Here is a 23,036-nt window from a genome sequence, read left to right as displayed (position 1 = left end):
GTCACACGTCGATGTTGGTGATCTTGGTAATCCAGATGTAGCCGAGGAGCTCCATCACCCCGATGACCGCCAACGTGGCCCAGCCGACCGGCTCGTTGAAAAGCGGCGCCATGGCCTTGGCTTCCATGAAGCGCAATACCAGCATCAGAAAGAGCGGCAGACAGGTCATCACGATGCCTTGCATGCGGCCTTGCGATGTCAGTGCCCTGATCTTGCCTTCCATCTGCAGCTTCTCGCGCAAGGTGCGCGCAACGGACTCGAGCGCCTCAGCGAGATTGCCGCCCACTTCACGCGCGATCGTGACGGCCGCGGTCATCATCAGCAAGTCGGGAATCGGCATGCGCTTTTCGAGGTTGCGCATGGCGATGTCGAGATCGATGCCGAGACGGATTTCCCGCATCAACAGGTCGAATTCCTGGGAAATAGGCGGCGTCGTCTCGTAGACGACTGCCTCGAGCGCGGAGGGAAAGCTCGCGCCGGCACGCAGCGCGCCGGACATCATCAGCAGCGCATCCGGCAGCTGTTTTTCCAGCGCTTCGATCCGCTTCTTGCGCATGCGCTTGAAGTACTTCTTCGGCAGCATCATGGCGAGTGGCACCGACGCCAGCGCCAACAGGATGCTATGGCTGAACACCAAGACAATGGCCGGCAAGCCGACCATGACAACCATGCTCCACGTCGCGGCTTTCTGGCGGTTGACGAACACGAAGGCGTCGGCGAGCGACGACTCGATTTCGCCCGCCATCTGGCGCGAGCCGGCCCTGATAGTGGACGTGCCCATGCGCGAGAGCAGAAATATCAGGAACAGGGTGCTGAAGAACGCCAGCGCAAGAATAATGGGAAGGCTCATGACGAAGCGCTCATTCGGCGCGCGTGAAGATGTCGGTATTCACCGGGATGCGCCTGCGAATCAGCTCCTGATAGAAATCGGGCACATAGGCCGTGGGGACGAATTTGCCCTGAATCTTGCCGTGCTCGCTGAAACCTTCCTCCTTGAACACGAACACGTCTTGCAACGTGATCACGCCCGATTCCATGCCACTTACTTCGGTGACGTGCGTGACGCGGCGCGAGCCGCAGGAGAACCGCGACTGTTGCACGATGATGTCGACAGCGGAGCAGATCTGTTCGCGAATGGCCTGCACCGGAAGATCGAGACCCGCCATGAGCGTCATCACTTCGAGACGCGCAATACAGTCGCGCGGCGTGTTCGCGTGGGCGGTGGTGAGCGAACCGTCGTGGCCCGTGTTCATGGCCTGCAACATGTCCAGCGCTTCGCCGCCGCGGCACTCGCCGATCACGATCCGGTCCGGACGCATCCGCAGGCAGTTTTTCACCAGATCGCGTATCGGGACGGCGCCTTTGCCCTCCATGTTCGCGGGGCGTGCTTCGAGCGAGACGAGGTTCGGTTGCGAGAGTTGAAGTTCCGCGGCGTCTTCCACGGTGACGATGCGCTCGTCGTCGGGAATGTAGCTCGACAGCACGTTCAGCAAGGTGGTCTTGCCCGAGCCCGTGCCGCCCGAAATGACAATGTTGGCGCCCTGCTTGACGGCCGTGTGCAGGAACTCCAGCATGCTGGCCGACATCGAGCCGAACCTGATCAGGTCTTCGCCGCCGAGTTTCTGCCTGGAGAACTTCCGGATCGTGATGCTGGGGCCTTTCAGCGCGAGCGGAGGAATCACGGCGTTGACCCGTGAGCCGTCGGCGAGCCGGGCGTCGACCATTGGCGAGCTTTCGTCGATACGGCGGCCGATAGGCGCGACGATCCGTTCGATTGCGCCGAGCACCGCGCGGTCGTCGGTGAAGATCACGGGCGAACGGGTGAGCTGGCCGTTCTGCTCGATGAAAATCTCGTTGTGGCAATTGACCATGATTTCCGACACCGTCGGATCGGCGATCAGCTCCTCGAGCGGCCCGAGTCCGATGATTTCATCAAACACACTCTTCTTCAGGTCGCCGAGCGGAATGTCCGCTGTCCGGAAGCTGGGGTCGTGATTCAGAATGTCGTCGAGCGCCGCGCCGACAGTCTTACGCAATTCGTCCTCTTCCATACGCGCAACATTCAGGCGACGCAGGTCGAGTGCCGCGATCACCTTCATGTGCGCCTGTTTGCGCAGTTCGATACCGAGCGGACTGTTGATCGGCGCAACCGGCAACGCCGCCGCGGCGGTCTTCTTCGCCTGGGCGGGTTGCATGCGCAGCGGGGCTTCGGCTGCGGGCTGCTTCGGCGTAGGCAGATTCTCGTGCCGCGCGGGCGTGGGTTGGCCGGCGGTCGCGACGTTGTGCGCATAAGAAGGCTGTGACGACGAAGACACCGGAGCCGTAACGGCAAACGAGGGCTCCCTATGCGCCAATGCATGAGCTTGCAGCGGCAACGGGGCTGGCGGCGCGCTCTGGTCGGCATGACCCGCCGCAACCGGCTGCTGCGCCTGTTGCCCTTGCTCAACCACTTGATGCGCTGGCGGCGTCGCGACCGCGGCACGAACGATCCTGATCGTCGTCACGCCGATTTCAATCTGATCCGCCTCGGTCAACGGGCCATAACGGGTGATCGGCGAACCGTTGACGAGCGTGGCCGCGATGCCGCCCTGGTCTTCGATGTAATAAGCGTTGTGTTCTCTGACGATGCGCGCCTGCAGCTTGCCGATCAGCATGCCCTTGACGATCACGTCGCAACTCGCGTCCTTGCCGATCGTGCAACCCTGTTCGACCTGTAGTGCGCGAACGGGCGCATTTCGCGCGTGTACCTGAAGATTGAGCATGATGCTTCTCCGCGAAGTCCGTTCAGTTGTTCGACGTGCCGAGCACGCCGATTTGCTGCTGCGGCACCTTGCCGTTCGAAGCGGGTTGCACGGCGTCATGTGTCGGCACGGCTTGCGGATGCTGCTGTGTGTCGTTCAACATACGCAGCGCTTCGGCGACGCCGGCTGGCGGCATGCTGGCCGGCGGCAGTTGAGCCGGCGCGCTGGCGGCCTGTGTCTTGGCCGGAGCCTGAACCGGGACTTGTTCCGTTGCCGGGGCTGGGATCTGCGACGAAATCCGGGCTGATGTTTGACGTGACACCGGAACCTGCATCTGCGCTGGACCTTCAACGCCAGCCCCGACTGATGCGCTCGCCTGCGGCATCGCCGGTACTTGCGGCGTGCTGCGGATAGGCGTGGGAAGAAGCGCGGACGTGGCCCCGATCGGCTGACGCGGCGTGGTGACATGTTTCGCCTTGTCGTCGTCCGCGACAAGCGGGTCGGTATTGCCATACTCTTTGCGGAAGTTCTCGTCGAGCTTATCGGCACGCGCGAGCAAATCCGTATTGGGCGAAAGATCGGGATCCGAAATGACCGGCGTCACGAAAATCACGAGATCGCTTTTCTTCGCACGGAAGCTGTCCGAGCGGAACAGCTGCCCGATGATCGGCACCTGGCTGAGAAAGGGCATGCCATTGGAATCGTTGGCGGCGTCCGCGCTGACCAGCCCGGAAATGGCCAGCGTTTCGCCGGCTCGCATGGAAATGTCGGAACTCGTGTTGCGTGTCAGGAAGCCTGGCATGCCGGCGTATGTCACCGAGGGGTCGATCTGACTGATCTCCGTGGTGAGATGCGCGGAGATGATGTTGTTCGCGTCGACAACGGGAACGATGCTCAGCTTGATACCGTAGTCCTTGTATTCAATGCTGGTCGTGCCGAGCGCGCCTGACTGAGGAATCGGCACCTGGCCGCCCGCCAGAAAGCTCGCCGTCCCGCCGCTCTTCGTATTGAGCTCGGGCGCGGCGAGAACGTACGCGTCGCCGTTCTCCACCGCGAAGTTGATTTGCGAGGTGATGTTCGAGGCGATGCCGGCAAGAAAGTAGCTCGTGCCCGCCGTGATGGCTTTGGCGGCGCCCGTTGCGACGCTCGCGGCGCCGCCGATCTGTGGACCCTTGAAGGCGCTGTCCCACGCAATACCGAGATTGCGCTGGCCGGTGCGGGTCACTTCCATGATCTGCACCTTGAAGTGGACGGTCTTGCGCAACGCGTCGCCTTCGTCGACCGTGGTCGTGTCGACCACGTTCTTCATCTCTTGCGTAGCCGCCTTGACGATGCCCGCCATGTCGCGGTGAACGACGCCCGACAGCACGATATTCGAACCGATTGCGTCGATACGCAGCCCCGCGACGGACTTGAGCACGGCCCGCAACTGTTCCAGCGAAGCGTTCACTTCCGCTTTGGCGATGCGCACCGTGGTCTGCAACGCAATGCCCTTGTCGTTCCACACCACGAGCGACGTGATGCCGTCCTGCTCGCCGAGCAGCATCAGGCTGCCGTCGACTACATTCGCGGTCAGCAGCTTGCCGTTGCCGATGGCAATGCGCTTGATCGTGCCGGGAATATGCAGGATGCGCACTTCGCCACGAAACATTTCGAGCACACGGGTGCTCGCCGACGCGCTGTCCATGGCTGCGGTTGACCCTGTCTGGGCGAGCGCCGCCGGGGCGGCCTCGCACAACAACATGCCGGCGAGGACAGACGGCAGGACCCGGCGGCGCCATTGCGCCGCATTGTTTTTGACTTTCATGGTGTGAAACCTGGGCTCAGTACTTTAGTTCTGCTTCGACGTGCCGGGCGCAGCGGCCTTCTGCAGTTGTTGGGCAATGGCGTTGGCCTGCTCATACAGGCTCGGCTGACGCTGCGGCGAAGCGGGCGCCGGCTGGCCTGCATCGGCCGGCGCGGCCGCTTGCGGTTGCTGGGCGGATGCGCTCGACGGGCCTTGGGAGACGAGCACGTTAGTGCTATTCGCACCGCCGCCCGAAATCACTTCGACCGTTTGGGGCGCGGGGCCCGTGCCGCCGGTGACGCGTCCGCGGGCCGGGTCGATGAACACGTCGCTTTCCTGAACCAGGGACGGGCCGTCCGCGCCTTTGTCGTCCGAATTGCGCAAGATCAGTCGCAAACCGCCGATCTTCTGCGCAAGGGCGACGCGCGGGACGTCGTCTACCGGCACTTCCAGCGTGACCGTGGTGTAGCCCATGCCCGCCTGCCGGCTCATGGCGCTGCTGTTGGCGTTCGCCTGATCCTGCTGGGCGGCCTCGCCCGCGTCGCGCGGGCGCATGTCCTCGCCGGTCGCGAGAACCAGCACGTTGGGCATGACCAGTTGCGCCACTTTCTTTTCATCCGAGGCGCGATCCTGATGGAAGACCTTGCCGACCCAGTACACGTCGACACGATTGCCGGGACGAAGCAACAGAGCCGTGGAGTTGACCGTGTCGATTTCCACCGTGAGCGCGCGCGTACCGGGTCGCAGGACGTCGGAAAAATCGCGGCCACGCAACGCGTCGATGTCGCCGGCGCGCAAAGGCAGGCCGCGGCGTACCGGTTTCACGAGATGCGACGTGCGGTATTGGTCGAAGTTGTCCGCGCGGATCGTGTCGTCATAGACCAGATCGCCGGAAATCTCGCGCGCGACGAAGTCGCCGCTGGACAAAGGCGTGCCGACAGGAACATCCTGCGCCGGAACCACGACTACCACGCCTGCGCGCACGCGGTGCGCGTCCAGGTCCGCCTTGAGTTTTTTCTCGCGGTCGTTGAGGTATTTGTAGAGGAGGAACGTGAGCCCACCCGCAACCAATACGGCGAGAAACAGCAGTACCCATGAATTCGCGAGAAGTGAGCGGAGTTTTATTTTCTTAAGCATGACAAATTGACCGTTGCGGGTCAGGGAAGCGAAAGGGTGAAGCTGTAGGCGCTGAAGAACGACTTAAGGCTCGAGACGAGAGCAGCGAACGGCGCTATGGAGTTGGTATCCGCCAGCAGCAACGCCCCGGCAAGAACAGAGGTGACCACGAGATACTCCGCGTAAGCCTGGCCACGCTGCCGGCTGCGCTGCGTCGCAAAGGAAGAAAGACGTTCTGCTTTTGACATTTCAACGATTCCTGATTGCATTGACGACGGCGGCCGTTCTGCCGCCGCGATCCGAAAAACTGACATCCACACTGTCAGCGCCGTGCTGCATGGCGAATGCGGTTCCTTGCGCGGCGCGGGTGCCGGTGGACTGATAATCCGGTTGGCGGGCAACGTTCACCCAACCTCGCGCGGCGAGCGTGTTGCGATATCGTTGTGCATTCCATTGCGGATCTCCCGGCATATCGAGGAGCCAGGTGCGTCCCGTCTGGCCAGGATCATGGCTTTCGACGTCCGAGAGGATCGCGCTTTGTTCGGGCAGCGGAATCGCGGAGTCGGGAATCCGATGGTTGGCCTGGTCGCTGCCGAGGCGGACCACGCTCATGAGTCCACGGGTGTGATCGCCCTCGTTTTGAGGCGGGATACTGAGTATGTACAGGCACTGATCGTCCAGCGCGCTGAGCAGCAGTCCGGAGGCATTCCCCCGGCCCTTCGCAGGCACGTCTTCGCGAATCCAGAATTCGCGAAAGGCCCTGGATACGTCTTCGGTTGTTCCCGCGAATTGCATGCCGACTACCGACGTGGGCACACCGTTCACGATCATGTCGCGCCCGATCGCCTGGACGCTTTGCGGCTGCACGGGTGTCTTGTTGCACGCATTGCCCGCCACCGCGTTGCCGACGAACAGCAACGCGCTGCCGATGCACACGCCTCGCGCGAGGTGATAGACATGTCGATTCATTGTTTCAGCCGGCTTGCAGGTACGACGTCTTGCTGGACGACACCGAACTGGAGCGATGAAATCTCCGGCGCGTACTTCCGCAAACTCTGGTAGCCGTTCGATGGCACCAGTGCGACCTTGGCGGCCGGCACGGCCTGACTGAACAGAGCCTTGTTGCTGGCGGAGCCGTCCGGTGTCCAGCTGTTGGTGATCAGCACATTGGTGTCAGAGAACGTAAGGCCGCTGAATGCCGGCAGCGGGTCGTCTTTCGGCCAGAACCGCTTGAGCACGTCGCTGTTCCGGCCGACCGAAACGCTGAGCGTGCCGGATCGCATCGTGCTCGTTGGCAAGCTCAGGTGGGCGAGATACTGGCCGCCGGCTGCGGTCGAGACGGACCACTGGGAGAGCGCGGTGCCGTTCAGACTACTCGCGGGATCGGCGGCCACGCCGGTACTGACCGCGATATCGGACGACGAGGCGAGCAGCGGATTGCCACCATAGTCGTTCCACATGGCAGGCAGTGAAGCGGGTAGTTGGTTTTGCTTGAGATCGGCGCTGGAAATTGGCGAGCTGTCGTGTGCCATCAGGCGCTGCATCAGCTCGCCCTTGAGTTCGGTGTCCAATTTGTTCGCCGCCAGGGCCGAGCCGCCATAGGTGCTCGACCAGCCTTCCGTGGTGCTCGGATCGCTGGCGAGATTCTTCGAGGCGTCGCCGTCCGACCACACGGTGCGTTCCCATGCGAGGTAACGCGAGCCCATGAGTGTTCGGTTGCGGATGTCGTTGAATTTGCCGAGCATGGCGATGCCGAGCAACAGCACGCTCATGACCATGGTCATGGAAATGAGGAACTCCACCATCGCCTGGCCCGACTGCGCCGTGCTTCTCATGTCGATTCGCTTCATGGTTTCTGGGCCTGCGTTGCTGCGGAGATCTGGCTCGCCTGGGCGGCTGCGCGTTCACTGGCGCTGACCGGTGCAAGCCGCGCTTGCCAGTAAGGACTGAAGAGGCTTGGATATTCGGTGGCATGATCGGCGCGCGCCCATTGACTGCTGTTCAGCAGGCCGCCCATGAGCGAGCCGCCGAAGGAGGTCTCATCGGGTCGCACAAAATAGGCGTTGGCGCTGGACAGCGCGCGCATGGCACCCGCTGCCGCGTTGTCGGCAAGCTCCATTCGCCCACCGCCTTGCAGACCTATGGTCTTCACCAGCGTGTTGCTGTTGCGCGTGACTTCGATGGTGATGCGTGGGGCCTCACTGGCAAGGGTTGCGCCAGTCATTTCCTGATACGGTAGCAGGCCGCCGTTGGCCGGGTCGAGCGAGGGGCCGGGGCCGGCGCGGAATTGCTCCGCCATCGCTTCGGGCACTTGCCATCCCGGCGACAGACTGCCCTGATAACCGAAGTTGAAATAGCCGCCATAGCCTTGCCAGTCTTGCCACGCGGCAAAGGGCGGGTTGGTCATGAAACTGGTGATGTTACCGTTGGCGCTGCCGCCTGAGCCGGCTACGTCGCCAAAGGCCCCGAAACAGCTCACGCTCAGTTGCGCAGTACTCGCGTCGATGGATTGCCAGCCGGATTTGTCGCTGCGTAATTGGGTGCCCCCGGCATGCGTGACGTTCACGGTAATCGTGCTATTCGCGCTGCCGCATATGCGAATGGCCGTGTCGTTCAGTTGCTGGAAATTGGGCGCGACGCTGCGATTGGAGTTGCGGTTCTTAACGAAGCCGTCGAGGGTGGCCGGAGCCGTCACCACGTCGGCGAATTCATCGGGTCCGATCGTCCCCGCGGGAGTGACCGTGGCCGTGTAGGAGGTCCACGCCGCGAGTTGCGCCGCGTTGCGCGAACCCGTGAAATATCCGCTCGTGACGTGCGTGTCGGGTTGATTGAGTTGCGCGACCGCGTCCGCGGTGTCGGGGACCGTGGTCACGACCGCCGCGTGGTAGTTGGCCTGCGCAACGCTCAAGGCTCGATTGAGCGAGCCGATATTCCTGGCCACGGTGGGCAGCAGTGCGTCCAGCGCTGCGCGCACCGGCGCGATGTCGGCCTTGCCGAGTTGTTTGGGCGTGCTCCATTGAGCCGGATGATCCGCTAGCGAATTGACCACATTGTCGAGTTCCGACTGCGAGTAAGTGGCGTCGAGTTCGTCGATCCACGACTTCAGTGCGACCACCTGGGCGGCCGTGACCTGATTGGCGATCATTGCCCGGTTGGTGTATGCGGAGAAGTTGTAGTCGCGCGCCTGCAATACGGCGGCGCTATAGGCGGCGGCGTCGGCAGTGTTCTGAAGTTTGATCCTGGCGCTCGTCATCTGGAACGAGTTGAATGCCACATAGAGGCCGATACAGCCGGCCAGAAGAAAAATCAGCGCAGGGACCAGCGCCTGCCCGCTAGCGCCGGCGACCCTGGCCCTGCCCTTGCGGGCAGAGCGTTTCATCATGGATATGGCTAATCTGAAAAGATTAGTTGCCCGTGTTGTTGCTGTCGTTATACGTACCCATGTTCTTCGTGTGATTGGCGTTGGTGGTCGCCGTGTCGGCGTTGGTCTGCGCCGTCGAGATGTTGCTCTTGGCGTCCTTGCCGGACATTTCAATCGCGAGGCCGGAGGTCTGGTTACGCAGCGTTTGGCCGAACAGCGAATACACGCCGATTGCCGACACGGCGATCAGAGCGACGATGATGATGTACTCGGTCATGCCTTGACCGAGTTGCTTATTTTTGCGACAGATTGGAGAAATTTTCATAATCTCGTTATTGAAAAGGTGAAACAGATGATTGAGTAATGCCTGGACACGGTTTTGCAATTCTTCGTGTCTTGAACAGAAATAGAAAATATAAATTCACTGTTCAAAACGCACGGACAATGGTGTCGGGGCGGAGTATAAGAATCTGTGGACTTCTTAGGGTTGCGAAGTTTCTGAGGCTTGGCGGCGTAATTCCGCATGCCGAGCTGCATATCCGGAAGAGGCTTTCAATTCATGAATCAGGCGGGCTGGCAGGCAAATGCGGTGCTGTATAGCCCCTTGTTTTGTCGCGGCGACGCCACAGAAATGCAAGAAGACGGCTTGGCTTATAGGTAGTGAAAGCACTGCAGATTCAAGCTGGCTGCGGTAATTAGGCGAGCTATGACTTATCTTGCGCCAATTCAGAAAATTCCTACGCGCATTTCGCGTGCTCTGATTTTTAGGGATAGGGCTGACGGTTAGATTTGCACCGCATGAAAGAGCGGGGCTGGCCCGTTAGTCATACTGGGAAATTTATGAATAAGTCTTATATCAGCGTCTGGAACGACGCTTCAGGAACGTGGGTGGCTGCGCCCGAGACTGCCAAGGTGCACAGCGGTTCGGGCTCTGCGTCTTCCTGCACGATCTCGTCCGCGAGTGACGTGGCGAGCCGTCAGGGAGCTCCGCTGAAAACAGCGTTTATGCCGCTTGCCATGGCAATCGGCGTGGCCATGCTGCCGGGCACGGCAGCCGCCCAGGCGGTCACCGGAAACGGCGGTCTGGAGTTGTGCCCCGCAGGCGTAGGAGGCTTGGGGTCTTCGTGGGGACCGCTGTCGAGCGCCGTCGGTTTCATGAGTTGTGCTCCTTATGGTGGCGGGAATGCGTCCGGTGACGGCATGTCGTTCTCGTTGAACAACGCGGCCTCCACCGACGGTGCATGGGGTTTCAACAGTGGTCAAATCACTGCCCGCGTAACGGGCTATCAGGATGGCCACCTGGAGCTCGCGGCCGAGACTGGCATCTACATGATCAACGATGTCAACATGAGCGGCAACAAGATCACCGCGTTGGCGCCCGGCGACATATCGTCGACGAGCACGGACGCGGTGAACGGCGCTCAGGTCTATCAGCGCACGCGGTACTTCCAGGCTAACTCCCCGTCGAGCGATCCGTCTACGGACGCGCGAGCCATTGGCACGAGTTCCGTCGCTTCCGGACCGTCGTCGCTGGCGATTGGCAAAAATTCCAGCGCATACGGTGCAAACACCTCCGCGATCGGCACGAATTCTGTTGCGCTCGGCGCCGGTTCGGTCGCCAGCCGCAGTGACGCTGTGTCGGTGGGCTATCTGTCGGCGGATGGAAAATCGCAGTACACGAGACAGATCGTCAACGTGACCGCGGGCGCCGCGGGCACGGACGCTGTCAACGTCGACCAGCTGAACGCCGCGATCGCAAGCGTCAGCGGTGGTGGGGGCGGTGAGGTCACTCCCAACGCCGTGACGTACGACACTTCGGCATCTACGCAGATCACGCTCAAGGGAGCGGGCGGCACCAAGATCACGAACCTGACGGCTGGCGACATCTCGTCCATCTGGAGTACGGATGCGGTGAATGGCTCGCAGCTGTACCAGACGAACCAGAACGTAACGAACGTCGTCAATAACGTTGCGAACGTGGCGGGCAATCTTGCCAACGTGACGAACGTCGTCAACAACATCGTGAACAACGGCATTGCGGGCTCGCCGCTCGTGGTGACCTACGACACATCGGCGCGTGACAAGGTCACGCTCGGCGGCACCGACCACACGACGACGGTCAAGCTCACGAACGTGGCGCCGGGCGATATTTCGTCGGCCTTGAGCACGGACGCGGTGAACGGCGCACAGTTGTACGCGACGAACCAGAACGTTAGCGCGCTGGCAAGCAATGTCGGTGACATTGTGGTGAATCTGTACAACCGCGGCGCCAAGTACTTCCACACGAATTCGTCGCTGGCCGATTCGTCGGCAGTCGGTACGAATGCGGTGGCGATCGGCGGTGCGGCGGTCGCGACGGCAGCCAACTCGGTGGCGCTGGGTGCCAACTCGTTGTCCGACCGCGCGAACTCGGTGTCCGTGGGCGCGACCGGTTCGGAGCGCCAGATCATCAATGTGGCGAACGGTACGAGTGCCACTGACGCGGTCAACCTGCAGCAGTTGCAGGCCGTGGCAGCAAGCATCAGCAGCAGCACGGTGACAGACAGCTTCGTTGCCTATGACGACTCGACCAAGGGCTCGGTCACGCTGAAGGGCGCGAGCGGATCGACGATCACGAACCTGAAGGCAGGTGTACTGACGGCATCGAGCCTGGACGCGGTAAACGGCAGCCAGCTGTACCAGACAAACGCGAACGTGGCGAATGTCGCCGGCAATGTCGCAAACGTCGCGGGCGACGTCACGTACGTGACCAACACCGTCAACAATATCCAGAACGGTGGCGGCATCAAATATTTCCACACGAATTCGTCGCTGGCCGATTCGTCGGCAACGGGCGCGAATGCCGTGGCGATCGGTGGTGCAGCGAATGCGTCGGCAGCCAACTCGGTCGCACTGGGCGCCAACTCGGTGGCGGGCCGTGCGAACGCGGTATCGGTAGGCGCGACCGGCGCTGAACGCCAGATCATCAACGTCGCGGCGGGTACGCAAGATACCGACGCGGTGAACCTGGCGCAGATGAACACGGCAATTACCAACGCCTCGATTAGCGGCGGCGGTTCGCCTGACGCGGTGGTCTATGATTCGTCCTCGCATACCAGCCTTACGCTGGGCGGCGTGGGTGCTTCGGCTCCGGTAGCGCTGACGAACGTGGCGGCCGGCCGGATCGCATCGGGCAGCACCGACGCAGTGAACGGCGCTCAGTTGTACAACGTGTCCAACAGCGTGGCCGCCGCACTCGGCGCCGGCTCGACGGTCAACAAGGACGGCACGGTCTCGGCGCCGGGCTACACGATCAGCGGCGCGACATACGGCAATGTTGGCGACGCGCTGAACGCGCTCAATACGGCCGCCGGCGATCTGGTCGGCGCGGCGAAGTACGTCAAGGTGGTCTCATCGGCGGGTGCGGCATCGGCAAGCGGCAGCGAATCCGTTGCGATTGGCGGCAATGCAATGGCGACCGGCTCCAACTCGCTGGCGATCGGCGCAGGCTCGACTGCAAAGTACAACAATTCGACGGCGATCGGCGTGAACGCCACCACGGACGCGGACAACACTGTGTCCGTTGGCGCCCGCGGTGCGGAAATGCGCATCACGCACGTGGCAAACGGTCTTAACGACACCGACGCAGCCACGGTGGCCCAGCTTAATGCGCTTCAGTCAAAACTGCAGAGTACGCAGCAAAGCAGCGGTGTGAAATCCTTGCTGCTGGGCGCCGCAGTGCCGGTGACGAGCTACATCGCAGTGAGCTCGAACGTGACCGGCGGCGGAAGCACGTCCGCTTCGAGCGACCTGAACGCAATGGCAATTGGTCCGGTCGCGGCTGCAACCGGTGTTGGCGCGCTGGCTGTAGGCTCGGGCTCCGCCGCCGGCAGCGATGCTTCCACGGCAATCGGCACGGGCGCTGGCGTGGCGTCGGTGGCCTCGACTGCAATCGGTTACAGCGCGATAGTCGGTGCCAACTCGGTCAACTCGCTGGCGATCGGCTATAACTCGCGTGCGAATTCAAACAACACCATGGCTCTTGGCTCCTTCGCCAGCGCCACGAGTGCCGGTTCGGTCGCGCTTGGGTACGCAGCCTTCGTGAACCAGTCCGCCACGAACGGTTTGGCATTGGGGCTGAATGCGTCAGTGAGCGCCGTGAATGGCGTCGCGATCGGCTACAACTCGGTCGCGGATCGGGCTAACGCCGTGTCGGTGGGCAGTTCGAGCAAGCAGAGCCAGATTACCTACGTGGCGGCTGGTACGAGCGGCACCGACGCGGTCAACGTCAACCAGTTGTCGGGCGTGACCTCCATCATTGGCGGCGGCGCGGCTGTGAACTCGGACGGTACGATCAAGAAGCCGAACTTCACGATTGGCGGTCAGACCTACACCGACGTCGGGTCGGCCATCAACGCGGCAGTATTGACCGGCACGGCCAACGGCGTGCAATACGACACGACGGCGCGAACCAAGGTGACGCTGGGTGGTACAAGCGCCACAAACGCGGTAACGCTGACCAACGTGGCAAACGGCGTGGCGAATAGCGACGCAGTCAACGTGGCGCAGCTCACGGCCATGGGTGCGGCTATCGGCACCAGCGGTGTGGTGACGAACAGCTTCGTCGCCTATGACGACACGACGCTCGGCAAGATCTCGCTGAAGGGTTCGAGTGGCACGACGATCACGAACGTGAAGGCGGGGGCATTGACGTCCACGAGCCTCGACGCGGTGAACGGCAGCCAGCTGTACTCGACGAATGCGAATGTGGCGAACGTCGCGGGCAATGTGACGAACGTTGCAGGAAACCTGGCCAACGTGACCAACGTGGTGAACAACATCACGAACGGTGGCGGCATCAAGTATTTCCACGCCAACTCGACGCTGGCCGATTCGTCGGCAACCGGCACGAACTCGGTGGCAATCGGCGGTGCAGCGAGCGCGTCGGCGACCAACTCGGTGGCGCTGGGCGCGAACTCGGTGGCTAGCCGCGCGAACGCGGTGTCGGTCGGTGCGGTCGGTTCGGAACGCCAGATCATCAACGTGGCGAACGCGACGAACAGCACCGACGCGGTCAACCTGCAGCAGTTGCAGGCCATGGGTGCGAACGTCAACAGCAGCGGCGTGGTGACGAACAGCTTCGTTGCCTACGACGACACGAGCAAGGGTAAGGTCACCCTTGGCGGCTCGGGCTCGACGAAGGCGGTGACGCTGACGAACGTGGCAAACGGCGTGGCGAATAGCGACGCAGTCAATATGGCGCAACTCACGGCCATGGGCGGCACGATCGACAGCAGCGGTAACGTAACGAACGCATTTGTCGCCTACGACGATACGACGCTCGGCAAGATCTCGCTGAAGGGCACGGGTGGCACGACGATCACGAACGTGAAGGCGGGGGCATTGACGTCCACGAGCCTCGACGCGGTGAACGGCAGCCAGCTGTACTCGACGAATGCGAATGTGGCGAACGTTGCGGGCAACGTGACGAACGTTGCAGGAAATCTGGCCAACGTGACCAACGTGGTGAACAACATCACGAACGGTGGCGGCATCAAGTATTTCCACGCCAACTCGACGCTGGCCGATTCGTCGGCAACCGGCACGAACTCGGTGGCGATCGGCGGTGCAGCGAGCGCATCGGCGACCAACTCGGTGGCGCTGGGCGCGAACTCGGTGGCTAGCCGCGCGAACGCGGTGTCGGTCGGTGCGGTCGGTTCGGAACGCCAGATCATCAACGTGGCGAATGCGACGAACAGCACCGACGCGGTCAACCTGCAGCAGTTGCAGGCTATGGGTGCGAACGTCAACAGCAGCGGCGTGGTGACGAACAGCTTCGTTGCCTACGACGACACGAGCAAGGGCAAGGTCACCCTTGGCGGCTCGGGCTCGACGAAGGCGGTGACGCTGACGAACGTCGCCGCCGGCGTGGTGAGCGCGGACGCGGTGAACCTCGGTCAGCTCAAGCAGATGGGCGTGACTGTCGACACCAGCGGCAACGTGACGAACTCATTCGTCGCCTATGACGATACGACGCTCGGCAAGATCTCGCTGAAGGGCACGGGTGGCACGACGATCACGAACGTGAAGGCGGGGGCGTTGACGTCCGTGAGCCTCGACGCGGTGAACGGCAGCCAGCTGTACGCAACGAACGCGAACGTGACGAACGTGGCGGGCAACTTGACGAACTTGACCAACGTGGTGAACAACATCACCAGCGGTGGCGGCATCAAGTATTTCAACGCGAAATCGACGCTGGCCGATTCGTCAGCAAGCGGCACGAACTCGGTGGCGATCGGCGGTGCAGCGAACGCGTCTGCGACCAACTCGGTGGCGCTGGGCGCGAATTCGGTGGCTGGCCGCGCGAACGCGGTGTCAGTGGGTGCGGTCGGTTCGGAGCGCCAGATCATCAACGTGGCGAACGCGACGAACAGCACCGACGCGGTCAACCTGCAGCAGTTGCAGGCCATGGGCGCGAACGTCAACAGCAGCGGCGTGGTGACGAACAGCTTCGTCGCGTACGACGATACGACCAAGGGCAAGGTGACGTTAGGTGGCGCCGGCTCGACAACGCCGGTAACGCTGACGAACCTCGCCGCCGGTGCGGTTACTTCAACGAGCAGCGACGCCATCAACGGCTCGCAGCTGTACCAGACGGCCAACAGCGTGGCTGGCGCGCTCGGCGGTGGCGCGGCGATCGCCAAGGACGGCACGATCACGGCGCCGGCCTATGAGATCACCGGCTCGACGTACAACAACGTTGGCGATGCACTGGCTGCCGTCGATACCCAGCTCGGCAATATCAACACGAACTTCTCGACTAACCTGAAGTACGTGAAGATCATTTCGCAGAGCGGCGCAGCACAGGCAAGCGGTAGCGAATCCATTGCAATCGGCGGCAACGCAATGGCGACCGGCACCAACTCGCTGGCGATCGGTTCAGGCGCGACTTCGAAGTACGACAATTCGACAGCCATCGGCGTGAACGCTTCTACGGATGCGGCGAACACGGTGTCGGTCGGTGCGCGCGGCGCGGAAATGCGGATCACGCACGTAGCAAACGGTATCAACGACACCGATGCGGCTACGGTGGCCCAGCTGGACGCACTCCAGTCCAAGCTTCTGCAGTCCACGCAGCAAAGCGGTGCGAAGTCGCTACTGCTGGGCGCGGTGCCGGTGACGAACTACATTGCCGTTAGCCAAACCATCACCCCGGGTCTGACCACGTCCGCCTCGAACGACCTGAACGCGATGGCGATCGGTCCGGGCGCGGCGGCAACCGGTATCGGCGCGCTGGCTGTAGGCGCTGGCTCCATTGCCGGCAGCGATGCTTCCACGTCGGTCGGTACGGGAGCGGCGGTAGCGTCGGTGAATTCGACGGCAATCGGTTATAGCGCGTCGGTCGGTGCTAATTCGGCCAATTCGCTGGCCATCGGTTACAACTCGCGAGCCCAGGCGCTCAACTCGCTGGCGATCGGCACGGAAGCGAGCGCCACGAGCGCGGGCTCAGTTGCGATTGGCTACCGTACGTTCATTAGCCAATCCGCCACGAACAGCATGGCGCTAGGTTTGGGCTCGTCGGTGAGCGCAGCGAATGCTGTCGCGATCGGCTACAACGCAGTGGCTGACCGCGCGAACGCTGTCTCGGTGGGTAGCAGCACTCAGCAAAACCAGATCATCAACGTCGCCGCCGGTACGGCGAATACCGACGCGGTGAACCTGGGTCAGATGAATGCTGCGATCAACGCGGTTGCGGGCGGCGGCTCGCCTAACGCGGTGGTCTACGACACATCGGCGCATACGTCGGTGACGCTGGGCAACGCAGGCACGCCGGTGAAGGTGTCGAACGTGGCCAACGGTGTGGCGAACAACGACGCGGTCAACGTGGCGCAGTTGCAGGCCATGGGCGGCACCATCAACAGCAGCGGCGTGGTGACGAACAGCTTCGTGGCGTACGACGACACGACCAAGGGCTCGATCACGCTGAAGGGCACGGGTGGCACGACGATCACGAACGTGAAGGCGGGCGGCTTGACGGCCAACAGCACGGACGCGGTCAACGGTGGCCAGTTGTATCAGACCAACGCAAACGTCGCGAACCTGGCGGCTAACGTCGCAAACATCACGGGTAACGTGACCAACACGGTCAACAACATCGTGAACGGCGGCGGCATCAAGTATTTCCACGCCAATTCGACGCTGGCCGATTCGACGGCAACGGGTGCGAACTCGGTGGCGATTGGCGGCGCAGCGAACGCGACAGCAGCCAACTCGGTGGCGCTGGGTGCGAACTCGGTGGCCAGCCGTGCGAATGCGGTGTCGGTGGGTGCGGTGGGTGCGGAACGCCAGATCATCAACGTGGCGAACGGTACGAACGGCACGGACGCGGTGAACCTGCAGCAGTTGCAGGCCATGGGCGCGAACATCAACAGCAGCGGCGTGGTGACGAACAGCTTCGTAGCGTACGACGATTCGACCAAGAGTAAGGTCACGTTGGGTGGCGTTGGCGCATCCGTTCCGGTCGCGTTGACCAACATTGCGGTGGGTCAAGTCACGTCGGGCAGCAAGGACGCGATCAACGGCTCGCAATTGTATGGTACGGCAAGCAGCGTAGCGTCCGCGTTGGGCGGTACATCGTCTGTGGGATCGAACGGCAACGTTACGGCCGCCTTTGCGCTGGATGGCAAGACGTACAACAGTGTCGCTTCGACAATGGACGCGTTGAACGCCAAGATCGCTACGGGATCGACGGACGGCGTCGTGTACGACACGTCGGCGCATAACAAGTTGACGCTTGGCGGGGTCAACTCGACCACTCCCGTGACAATTGCAAACCTCGCCGCCGCGACGAGCGACGATCAGGCAGTGAACCTTGCGCAGTTGAAGGCCGCTGGTTTGAACGTCGACACGTCGGGCAACGTGACCAACTCGTTCGTCGCCTACGACAACCTGGCCAAGGGAACAGTGACCTTCAACGCTGGCGGTGCGCCGACCCAGTTGAAGAACGTAGCAGCGGGCACGGATCTGACCGACGCGGTCAACTTCGGCCAGATGCAATCGTATGTCGCGGAGAACGGCGGCGGAGGCGGCACCACGAACGGCGTTTCGTACGACGACGCATCGAGGGGCAAGGTAACGCTCGGCGGCGCAGGTTCCACGACACCGGTGACGCTGACGAACGTAGCGGCGGGTTCAGCCGCAACGGACGCGGTCAACTACTCGCAGTTCTCGACCCTCGAAAGTCAGGTGAACAACCTGGCGAACGGCGGCGCGGGCAGCTCGACCTTCGTCAACATCAACACGCCAGCTTCGGGCGGTACGGCAGCAGTCGCCTCGGGCTCGGACTCGATCGCGATCGGTAACGGTGCTTCGGCAACCGGTAGCGAATCGATTGCAATCGGCAAGAACACGGTGACGACGGGCAACAACTCGGTCGCGATGGGTACGGGCGCTTCGGCTCCGAACGCCAACGCGGTCGCACTGGGTGCCAACTCGACGACGGATCGCGACAACTCGGTGTCGGTGGGTTCCGCCGGTGCGGAGCGTCAGATCACCAACGTCGCAGCCGGTACGCAAGGCACCGACGCGGTCAACCTGAATCAGTTGAACAGTGCCATGGGCAACATGAGCAACTCGATCAACAACGTTGACCGTAACGCAGCCAAGGGTATCGCTTCGGCATCGGCGCTGAACATCGTTACGCCGTATCTGCCGGGCCGTACCACGCTGAACGCGGGTGTCGCCAACTATCGCGGCTACCAGTCCGTCGGTCTGGGCGTGTCCCGCTGGAATGAGAAGGGCACGATCAACTACAACCTTGGCGTGTCCACCTCGGGCGGCAATAGCACCATCGTTCGCGCTGGTATCGGTATCGTCCTCGGCAACTAAACAACGGCCGCGAGGCTTTGATTAGAGGCTCGAAACGTTAGCCGTCTGGGTCGCACGGGAAGTTTCCGTGCGACCCTCTTTCCATGAGAAACAGACATGAAGTATTCGTTAATTGCCATCGCGCTTGCCGCGATGCTCGCAGGATGTTCGTCGTCCGCGACGCGTGACCGGCTGCAGATTCAGGACCCTACCGTTCTGCAGAACGGGTTCAGCGCGACGCAGAGCCAGGCAGCCGGCGCCGTGACGCCGCAGTGGATCGCGACGTATGGCGGCATCAAGAACGGTGCGATGTTGAGCGCCGTGCAGACCCGTCTGAATGCACTGGGTGAGCGCAAGAACAACTATTTTGGCGACAAGGCGCAATGTTGGCTGAACGCGGCCGCCGATGAACGCTCCAGTCACGACGGTTGGGGTTTTGTCGAAGAAGCGTTGACCCAGGCCAATCGCCTGACCACCGCACTGGAAAGTGGCCAGGGTCTCTCAGCGGACAATCCCGACTTGCGGACCGCTTCGGTACTCCGGCCGGATTTGTGGAAGCAGATCCTTGCGGTCAAGACGTCGCCGCTGTTCCCGCAATGCCAGGAAGCGCAGCGCCTGACAGCATGCTCTGAAGTCGAGTTGATTCACGCCGGCCACGAGGCGTGGACGCGTGACTTCGACGAGAGCAAGCGCCTGGTCGATGGCGTGGAAAAGAGCATGCCCGGCGTCGGTGCCGCGCTCGAGGCCTGCACGCCGCCGCCGGCCGCCGCACCAATCGCGGCGATTCCGCAGAAGATGACGCTGCAAGCCGACGCGACTTTCAGATTCGATCGGGGCGACCTCGCCGGCATGCTGCCGGCCGGTAAGGCCAAGCTCGACGAACTGATCCGCAATCTCAAGCAGACTGACGACGTGACGAGCATCCGCATTGATGGCTATACGGACCGACTCGGCACCGACAGCTACAACCGTCAGCTGTCAGCCAAACGTGCTGAGACTGTGAAGCGTTACTTGCAGAGCGGCGGTGTCACCACACCGATCTCGGCACGCGGTCGCGGTAAGGAAGACCCGGTGGTGCAGTGTAACGAACGCAACCACGAGGCTCTGATCGCCTGTCTGGGACCGAACCGTCGCGTCGAACTGGACTTCGTGCACGCAAGTGCGGCGAGCGCGCGGACGTCGGCCCTGCCGCAGTACCAGCGGACGCAAAACCAACCCGATCTGCAAGACCAGCAGGAGCATTGAGGGTGAAGAATGGCCCGGCTGTCACGGCCGGGCCATTCCTGCTTTCGCGAGTGTTGGCAATGGCGGTCTGCACGTAAGGAATTTCAATGTTCCGTGAAAGAAAAATCCCCTGAATATTGCGGAAATATCGCTGTGTCGCCTCGAAGAAATGTTTCCGCAATATTGCTAATATTTAATTTGATTCTTGTTGGGCTATGTCGATTCGGTTTCGCCCATTAATTAATATCAGAAAATGGAGCGGCTAATGAAGAGAATCGTGATTATTGACGATCATCCGATCATTCGGGGGACAATAGCCAGCGTGTTGCATGCTGACCCGGAACTGGAACTGGTCGGCGCATGCGGCGACGGGGAGGAAGGTCTGGCCATGGTTTTCGCGGAAAGTCCGGATCTGGTTATTATCGATCTCGACTTGCCGAGGCTCGACGGGCTTTCCTTGATTCGCCGAATTCGAGATAAAAATACAAAAATATGTATTCTTGTTCTTTCTGCCAAACCTGAACATATTATGGCCGGTTATGCGCGCAGCGCCGGCGCAAATGGTTATGTCGGAAAAGGCCGGGAAATCAGTGAACTGCTCACTGCGCTAAAAACGGTCTTGTTTGGCTACGACTGCTTCCCGGCTGACAGCGCCGAAGCTGAGGCCGTGAGCGGACTGAGCGCTTTGTCAGCGCGAGAGGTGGAGGTATTGCAATATCTGGCGCGCGGTGTGAGCAATCGGGACATTGCCGTCCGCCTATCCTTGAGCGACAAAACTGTCAGCACCTACAAGAGCCGCATCCAGGAAAAACTCGGTCTTTCGTCATTGGCAGGACTAATCGAGTTTGCGACTTCGCATCGTTTGGTCGATTAGGTTGTGTAGGCTATGACCATTGTGAGCCTGTCCCGTTCTTCCGCGTGTACGTGGCGTCAAACGCTTAACGATCTGCTGGACGCCTCGCCATTGGAATCCCGCGCTTTCGTTCTCGACGAGAGCATGACGGATCTGCGCGAAGTGATAGATGGTGTTATCGCTCTGCTCACTCCATTCGCACGTCGTCGCGACTTGCGTTTGCGCGTGTGTGTCGATCAATCGGTAGCTGAAACGATTCTTGCCGACGGTGCCCGCCTGGGGCAGCTCGTTTTCCATTTGCTCAATCGAACGATTCAACTCACCGTGCAGGGAGAGATTTCGCTCGTCGTGCGGGCACAGCCGTTGAGTTCGAACTCGCAACGAATTTTTATCAGCGTGGTCGATGCGCCCGTCAAACACGCGCCCGCTGTCCCGCAGCCACTTTACGCTCCAACTATTGAAGACCCACAGATGGCCAGATGGCTTGGCGACGCTGAAGCATGTTTGTCGCTTTGCAGAATATTGGCGCAACGCATGCGCGGCGAACTCCGCGTCTCGAGCGGTCTTGAGGAAGGCCCTCGAGCAATCTTCAACGCGCCGTTTTGCGTCGAACAATCGGTGCGGTCCGCGCAAACGACTTGCGGTAACGTCGAGACGCCTCCTTTCTCCAGAGCCGCGCAGCCACGGGATCGCTCAACGAGCGGCTCCTTTGAGCCCTTCGACAGCCGTTATCTGGATGCCTTGTCTGAAGAGGGCGTCGATCTTCAAGCGTTTATCGCCAACTGGCGTGAGGCAATGAACGACGACCTCGGGCGGCTCAGCGGGTTGCTTCGTGAAGGTCACTTTGAGCATCTCCAAGGTGTGCTGCACCGTTTGAGTGGCGCAGTGGGGCTCGTCGGCGCGCGAGATTTGATGGACGCGTTGCGGCGCGCGAGCGTATCGCCTCGTGAGCACAGAGCCACCTTAGCCGACGCGCTAATGGCGCGCGCGAGAATCCTTGTCACGCAACTCGAAGCAACGGCCTGCGCGTACCGGAGCACCTCACGATGAGCCGACCGCTGGCTTTGATCGAAGGCGATCTGGCGCTTCCGGTCGCGCGGCCGTTCGATGCATTGCCGCCGCCCTTCGGATCGCGGCGGCGGCCGGCGCAGACCGCGGCGCAACGCGAACCGCAACCCGGAGCACGCACCGGCGCTCAACAGGTAATCGAGAATGCGGTACAACGCGGGGCGTCGGCGGCACGTCGCGGGCCGTTTCCACCGGGCGTGAAGTTTCTGTTGTTCTATAAACTGCCTCAACGGCGCGACCACTCGCGCCGCTTCGACGAGCAGCTGGCCGAAGCGAGGTATTACCTGGAGATGGGGCGCGTGCGCCCGCGTTCGACGCGGTCGGATCATCTGCTTGGAGCGGCGATCTTCGCGGGCTGCAGCATTGCGCTAGCCTGGCTGCTGACCACCTGTACGACGCACGACGCCGGCAAACTGGCGGCCACGGCGGTAACACGGCCGGTGGCGCTTCGTTCGCCAGCTGAATTCGCCGGAACGATTGCGCAAGACGAAGCCTTGGCGGCTAGTTCAATGGCGACACCAAAGGCTGCTGTGTCCGGAGCGCCCGCGCAGACAAATGCGACACCAAAGGCCGCAGCGTCCGGAGTGCCTACGCCCACTAATACGTCCCCGCGCACGGCGTTTGGCCATGTCCCGACTGCGAAGCCGCAACGTATCGAACAGATCGCGTCACATGCCGAGCTGCGAGAGCCAACGCATCGAACGGCGCCAAGCCGTCCCGCGAAGGCGGATCAACCGCTTCCGATCGTGCGCTTCAGCAAAGCCCAAGTCGACGGGCGCCTCGCATTGAGCCGCACAGCCAACCCGGCCACGCGGCCCTCCGCGTCGAAGTCATCCGAGTGGACTGCACACTCCTCGTCCGCAAACGAAACGGCCGAGCGCACGGCGCTGCTCGATTGGGCGGCGCAGATGCGTCGCGCGACAATCACAACGCGCACCGGCGCGCCGACGCCGGGTGATACCGACTGGAGCGTCCACATGACCCAGCGCAGGATCACCGACAACCCGGACGCGTTCCAGACAGGTCGCATCCCGAAGTAGC

At 61.9% G+C, this 23,036-nt stretch carries 14 protein-coding genes; 5 read left to right on the top strand and 9 right to left on the bottom strand.

Translation table 11 applies throughout. From position 1 onward, the window contains the following. Position 1: 1 nt before the first annotated feature. The 9 genes from BLW71_RS28810 to BLW71_RS28770 are packed head-to-tail and all read right to left on the bottom strand — an operon-like array spanning position 2 to position 9,329. Positions 2–850 carry a type II secretion system F family protein gene (locus BLW71_RS28810; protein WP_091804949.1) on the bottom strand — a complete coding sequence of 283 codons (849 nt, stop codon included), beginning with the start codon at positions 848–850 and terminating at the stop codon, positions 2–4. Positions 851–860: 10 nt separating this feature from the next. Beyond that, positions 861–2,762 carry a TadA family conjugal transfer-associated ATPase gene (locus tag BLW71_RS28805; protein WP_091804946.1) on the bottom strand — a complete coding sequence of 634 codons (1,902 nt, stop codon included), beginning with the start codon at positions 2,760–2,762 and terminating at the stop codon, positions 861–863. Between the two features lie 22 nt (positions 2,763–2,784). After that, positions 2,785–4,548, bottom strand: a complete 1,764-nt coding sequence (locus BLW71_RS28800) for a type II and III secretion system protein family protein (RefSeq protein ID WP_091804942.1) — start codon at positions 4,546–4,548, stop codon at positions 2,785–2,787. A gap of 24 nt (positions 4,549–4,572) precedes the next feature. Beyond that, a complete protein-coding gene (cpaB, locus tag BLW71_RS28795; RefSeq protein WP_091804939.1) occupies positions 4,573–5,664 on the bottom strand; it encodes a Flp pilus assembly protein CpaB in 1,092 nt (363 codons plus the stop codon). Positions 5,665–5,684: 20 nt separating this feature from the next. Continuing rightward, the gene (locus BLW71_RS28790; RefSeq protein WP_091804936.1) at positions 5,685–5,891 is read right to left on the bottom strand and encodes a hypothetical protein; all 207 of its coding nucleotides are present in this window, start codon (positions 5,889–5,891) and stop codon (positions 5,685–5,687) included. A 1-nt stretch (position 5,892) separates the two neighbouring features. Then, positions 5,893–6,612 carry a hypothetical protein gene (locus BLW71_RS28785; RefSeq protein WP_091804933.1) on the bottom strand — a complete coding sequence of 240 codons (720 nt, stop codon included), beginning with the start codon at positions 6,610–6,612 and terminating at the stop codon, positions 5,893–5,895. Next, positions 6,609–7,493 carry a hypothetical protein gene (locus BLW71_RS28780; RefSeq protein WP_091804930.1) on the bottom strand — a complete coding sequence of 295 codons (885 nt, stop codon included), beginning with the start codon at positions 7,491–7,493 and terminating at the stop codon, positions 6,609–6,611. The genes BLW71_RS28785 and BLW71_RS28780 overlap by 4 nt, the downstream gene beginning before the upstream one ends. Beyond that, positions 7,490–9,022 (bottom strand): pilus assembly protein TadG-related protein, encoded by a 1,533-nt coding sequence (locus BLW71_RS28775; RefSeq protein ID WP_091809012.1) that lies wholly within the window; start codon positions 9,020–9,022, stop codon positions 7,490–7,492. The genes BLW71_RS28780 and BLW71_RS28775 overlap by 4 nt, the downstream gene beginning before the upstream one ends. 25 nt (positions 9,023–9,047) lie before the next feature. Beyond that, positions 9,048–9,329: a Flp family type IVb pilin gene (locus tag BLW71_RS28770; protein ID WP_091809009.1), complete on the bottom strand. Its 282-nt coding sequence runs from the start codon at positions 9,327–9,329 to the stop codon at positions 9,048–9,050. Between the two features lie 515 nt (positions 9,330–9,844). Between BLW71_RS28770 and BLW71_RS28765 the strand changes: the two genes are divergently transcribed. The 5 genes from BLW71_RS28765 to BLW71_RS28745 all read left to right on the top strand — a co-directional run bounded on the left by BLW71_RS28765 (position 9,845) and on the right by BLW71_RS28745 (position 23,035). After that, a complete protein-coding gene (locus tag BLW71_RS28765) occupies positions 9,845–18,871 on the top strand; it encodes a YadA-like family protein (RefSeq protein WP_286162144.1) in 9,027 nt (3,008 codons plus the stop codon). Positions 18,872–18,967: 96 nt separating this feature from the next. Next, the gene (locus BLW71_RS28760; protein WP_091804925.1) at positions 18,968–20,095 is read left to right on the top strand and encodes an OmpA family protein; all 1,128 of its coding nucleotides are present in this window, start codon (positions 18,968–18,970) and stop codon (positions 20,093–20,095) included. 244 nt (positions 20,096–20,339) lie between these two features. Next, complete coding sequence (locus BLW71_RS28755; protein WP_091804922.1) at positions 20,340–20,948, top strand: response regulator transcription factor; 609 nt, start codon at positions 20,340–20,342, stop codon at positions 20,946–20,948. Between the two features lie 12 nt (positions 20,949–20,960). Next, positions 20,961–21,977, top strand: coding sequence for an Hpt domain-containing protein (locus tag BLW71_RS28750; RefSeq protein WP_091804919.1), 1,017 nt, complete (start codon positions 20,961–20,963; stop codon positions 21,975–21,977). Then, complete coding sequence (locus BLW71_RS28745) at positions 21,974–23,035, top strand: hypothetical protein (RefSeq protein ID WP_091804916.1); 1,062 nt, start codon at positions 21,974–21,976, stop codon at positions 23,033–23,035. Before BLW71_RS28750 ends, BLW71_RS28745 begins: the two co-directional genes overlap by 4 nt. Position 23,036 lies beyond the last annotated feature (1 nt).

Origin of the sequence: Burkholderia sp. WP9 (assembly GCF_900104795.1) — a bacterium.
Classification (GTDB): Bacteria; Pseudomonadota; Gammaproteobacteria; order Burkholderiales; family Burkholderiaceae; genus Paraburkholderia.
The sequence above is the reverse complement of the archived record's forward strand: the minus strand, read 5'-3'. Positions and strand labels throughout refer to the sequence as shown.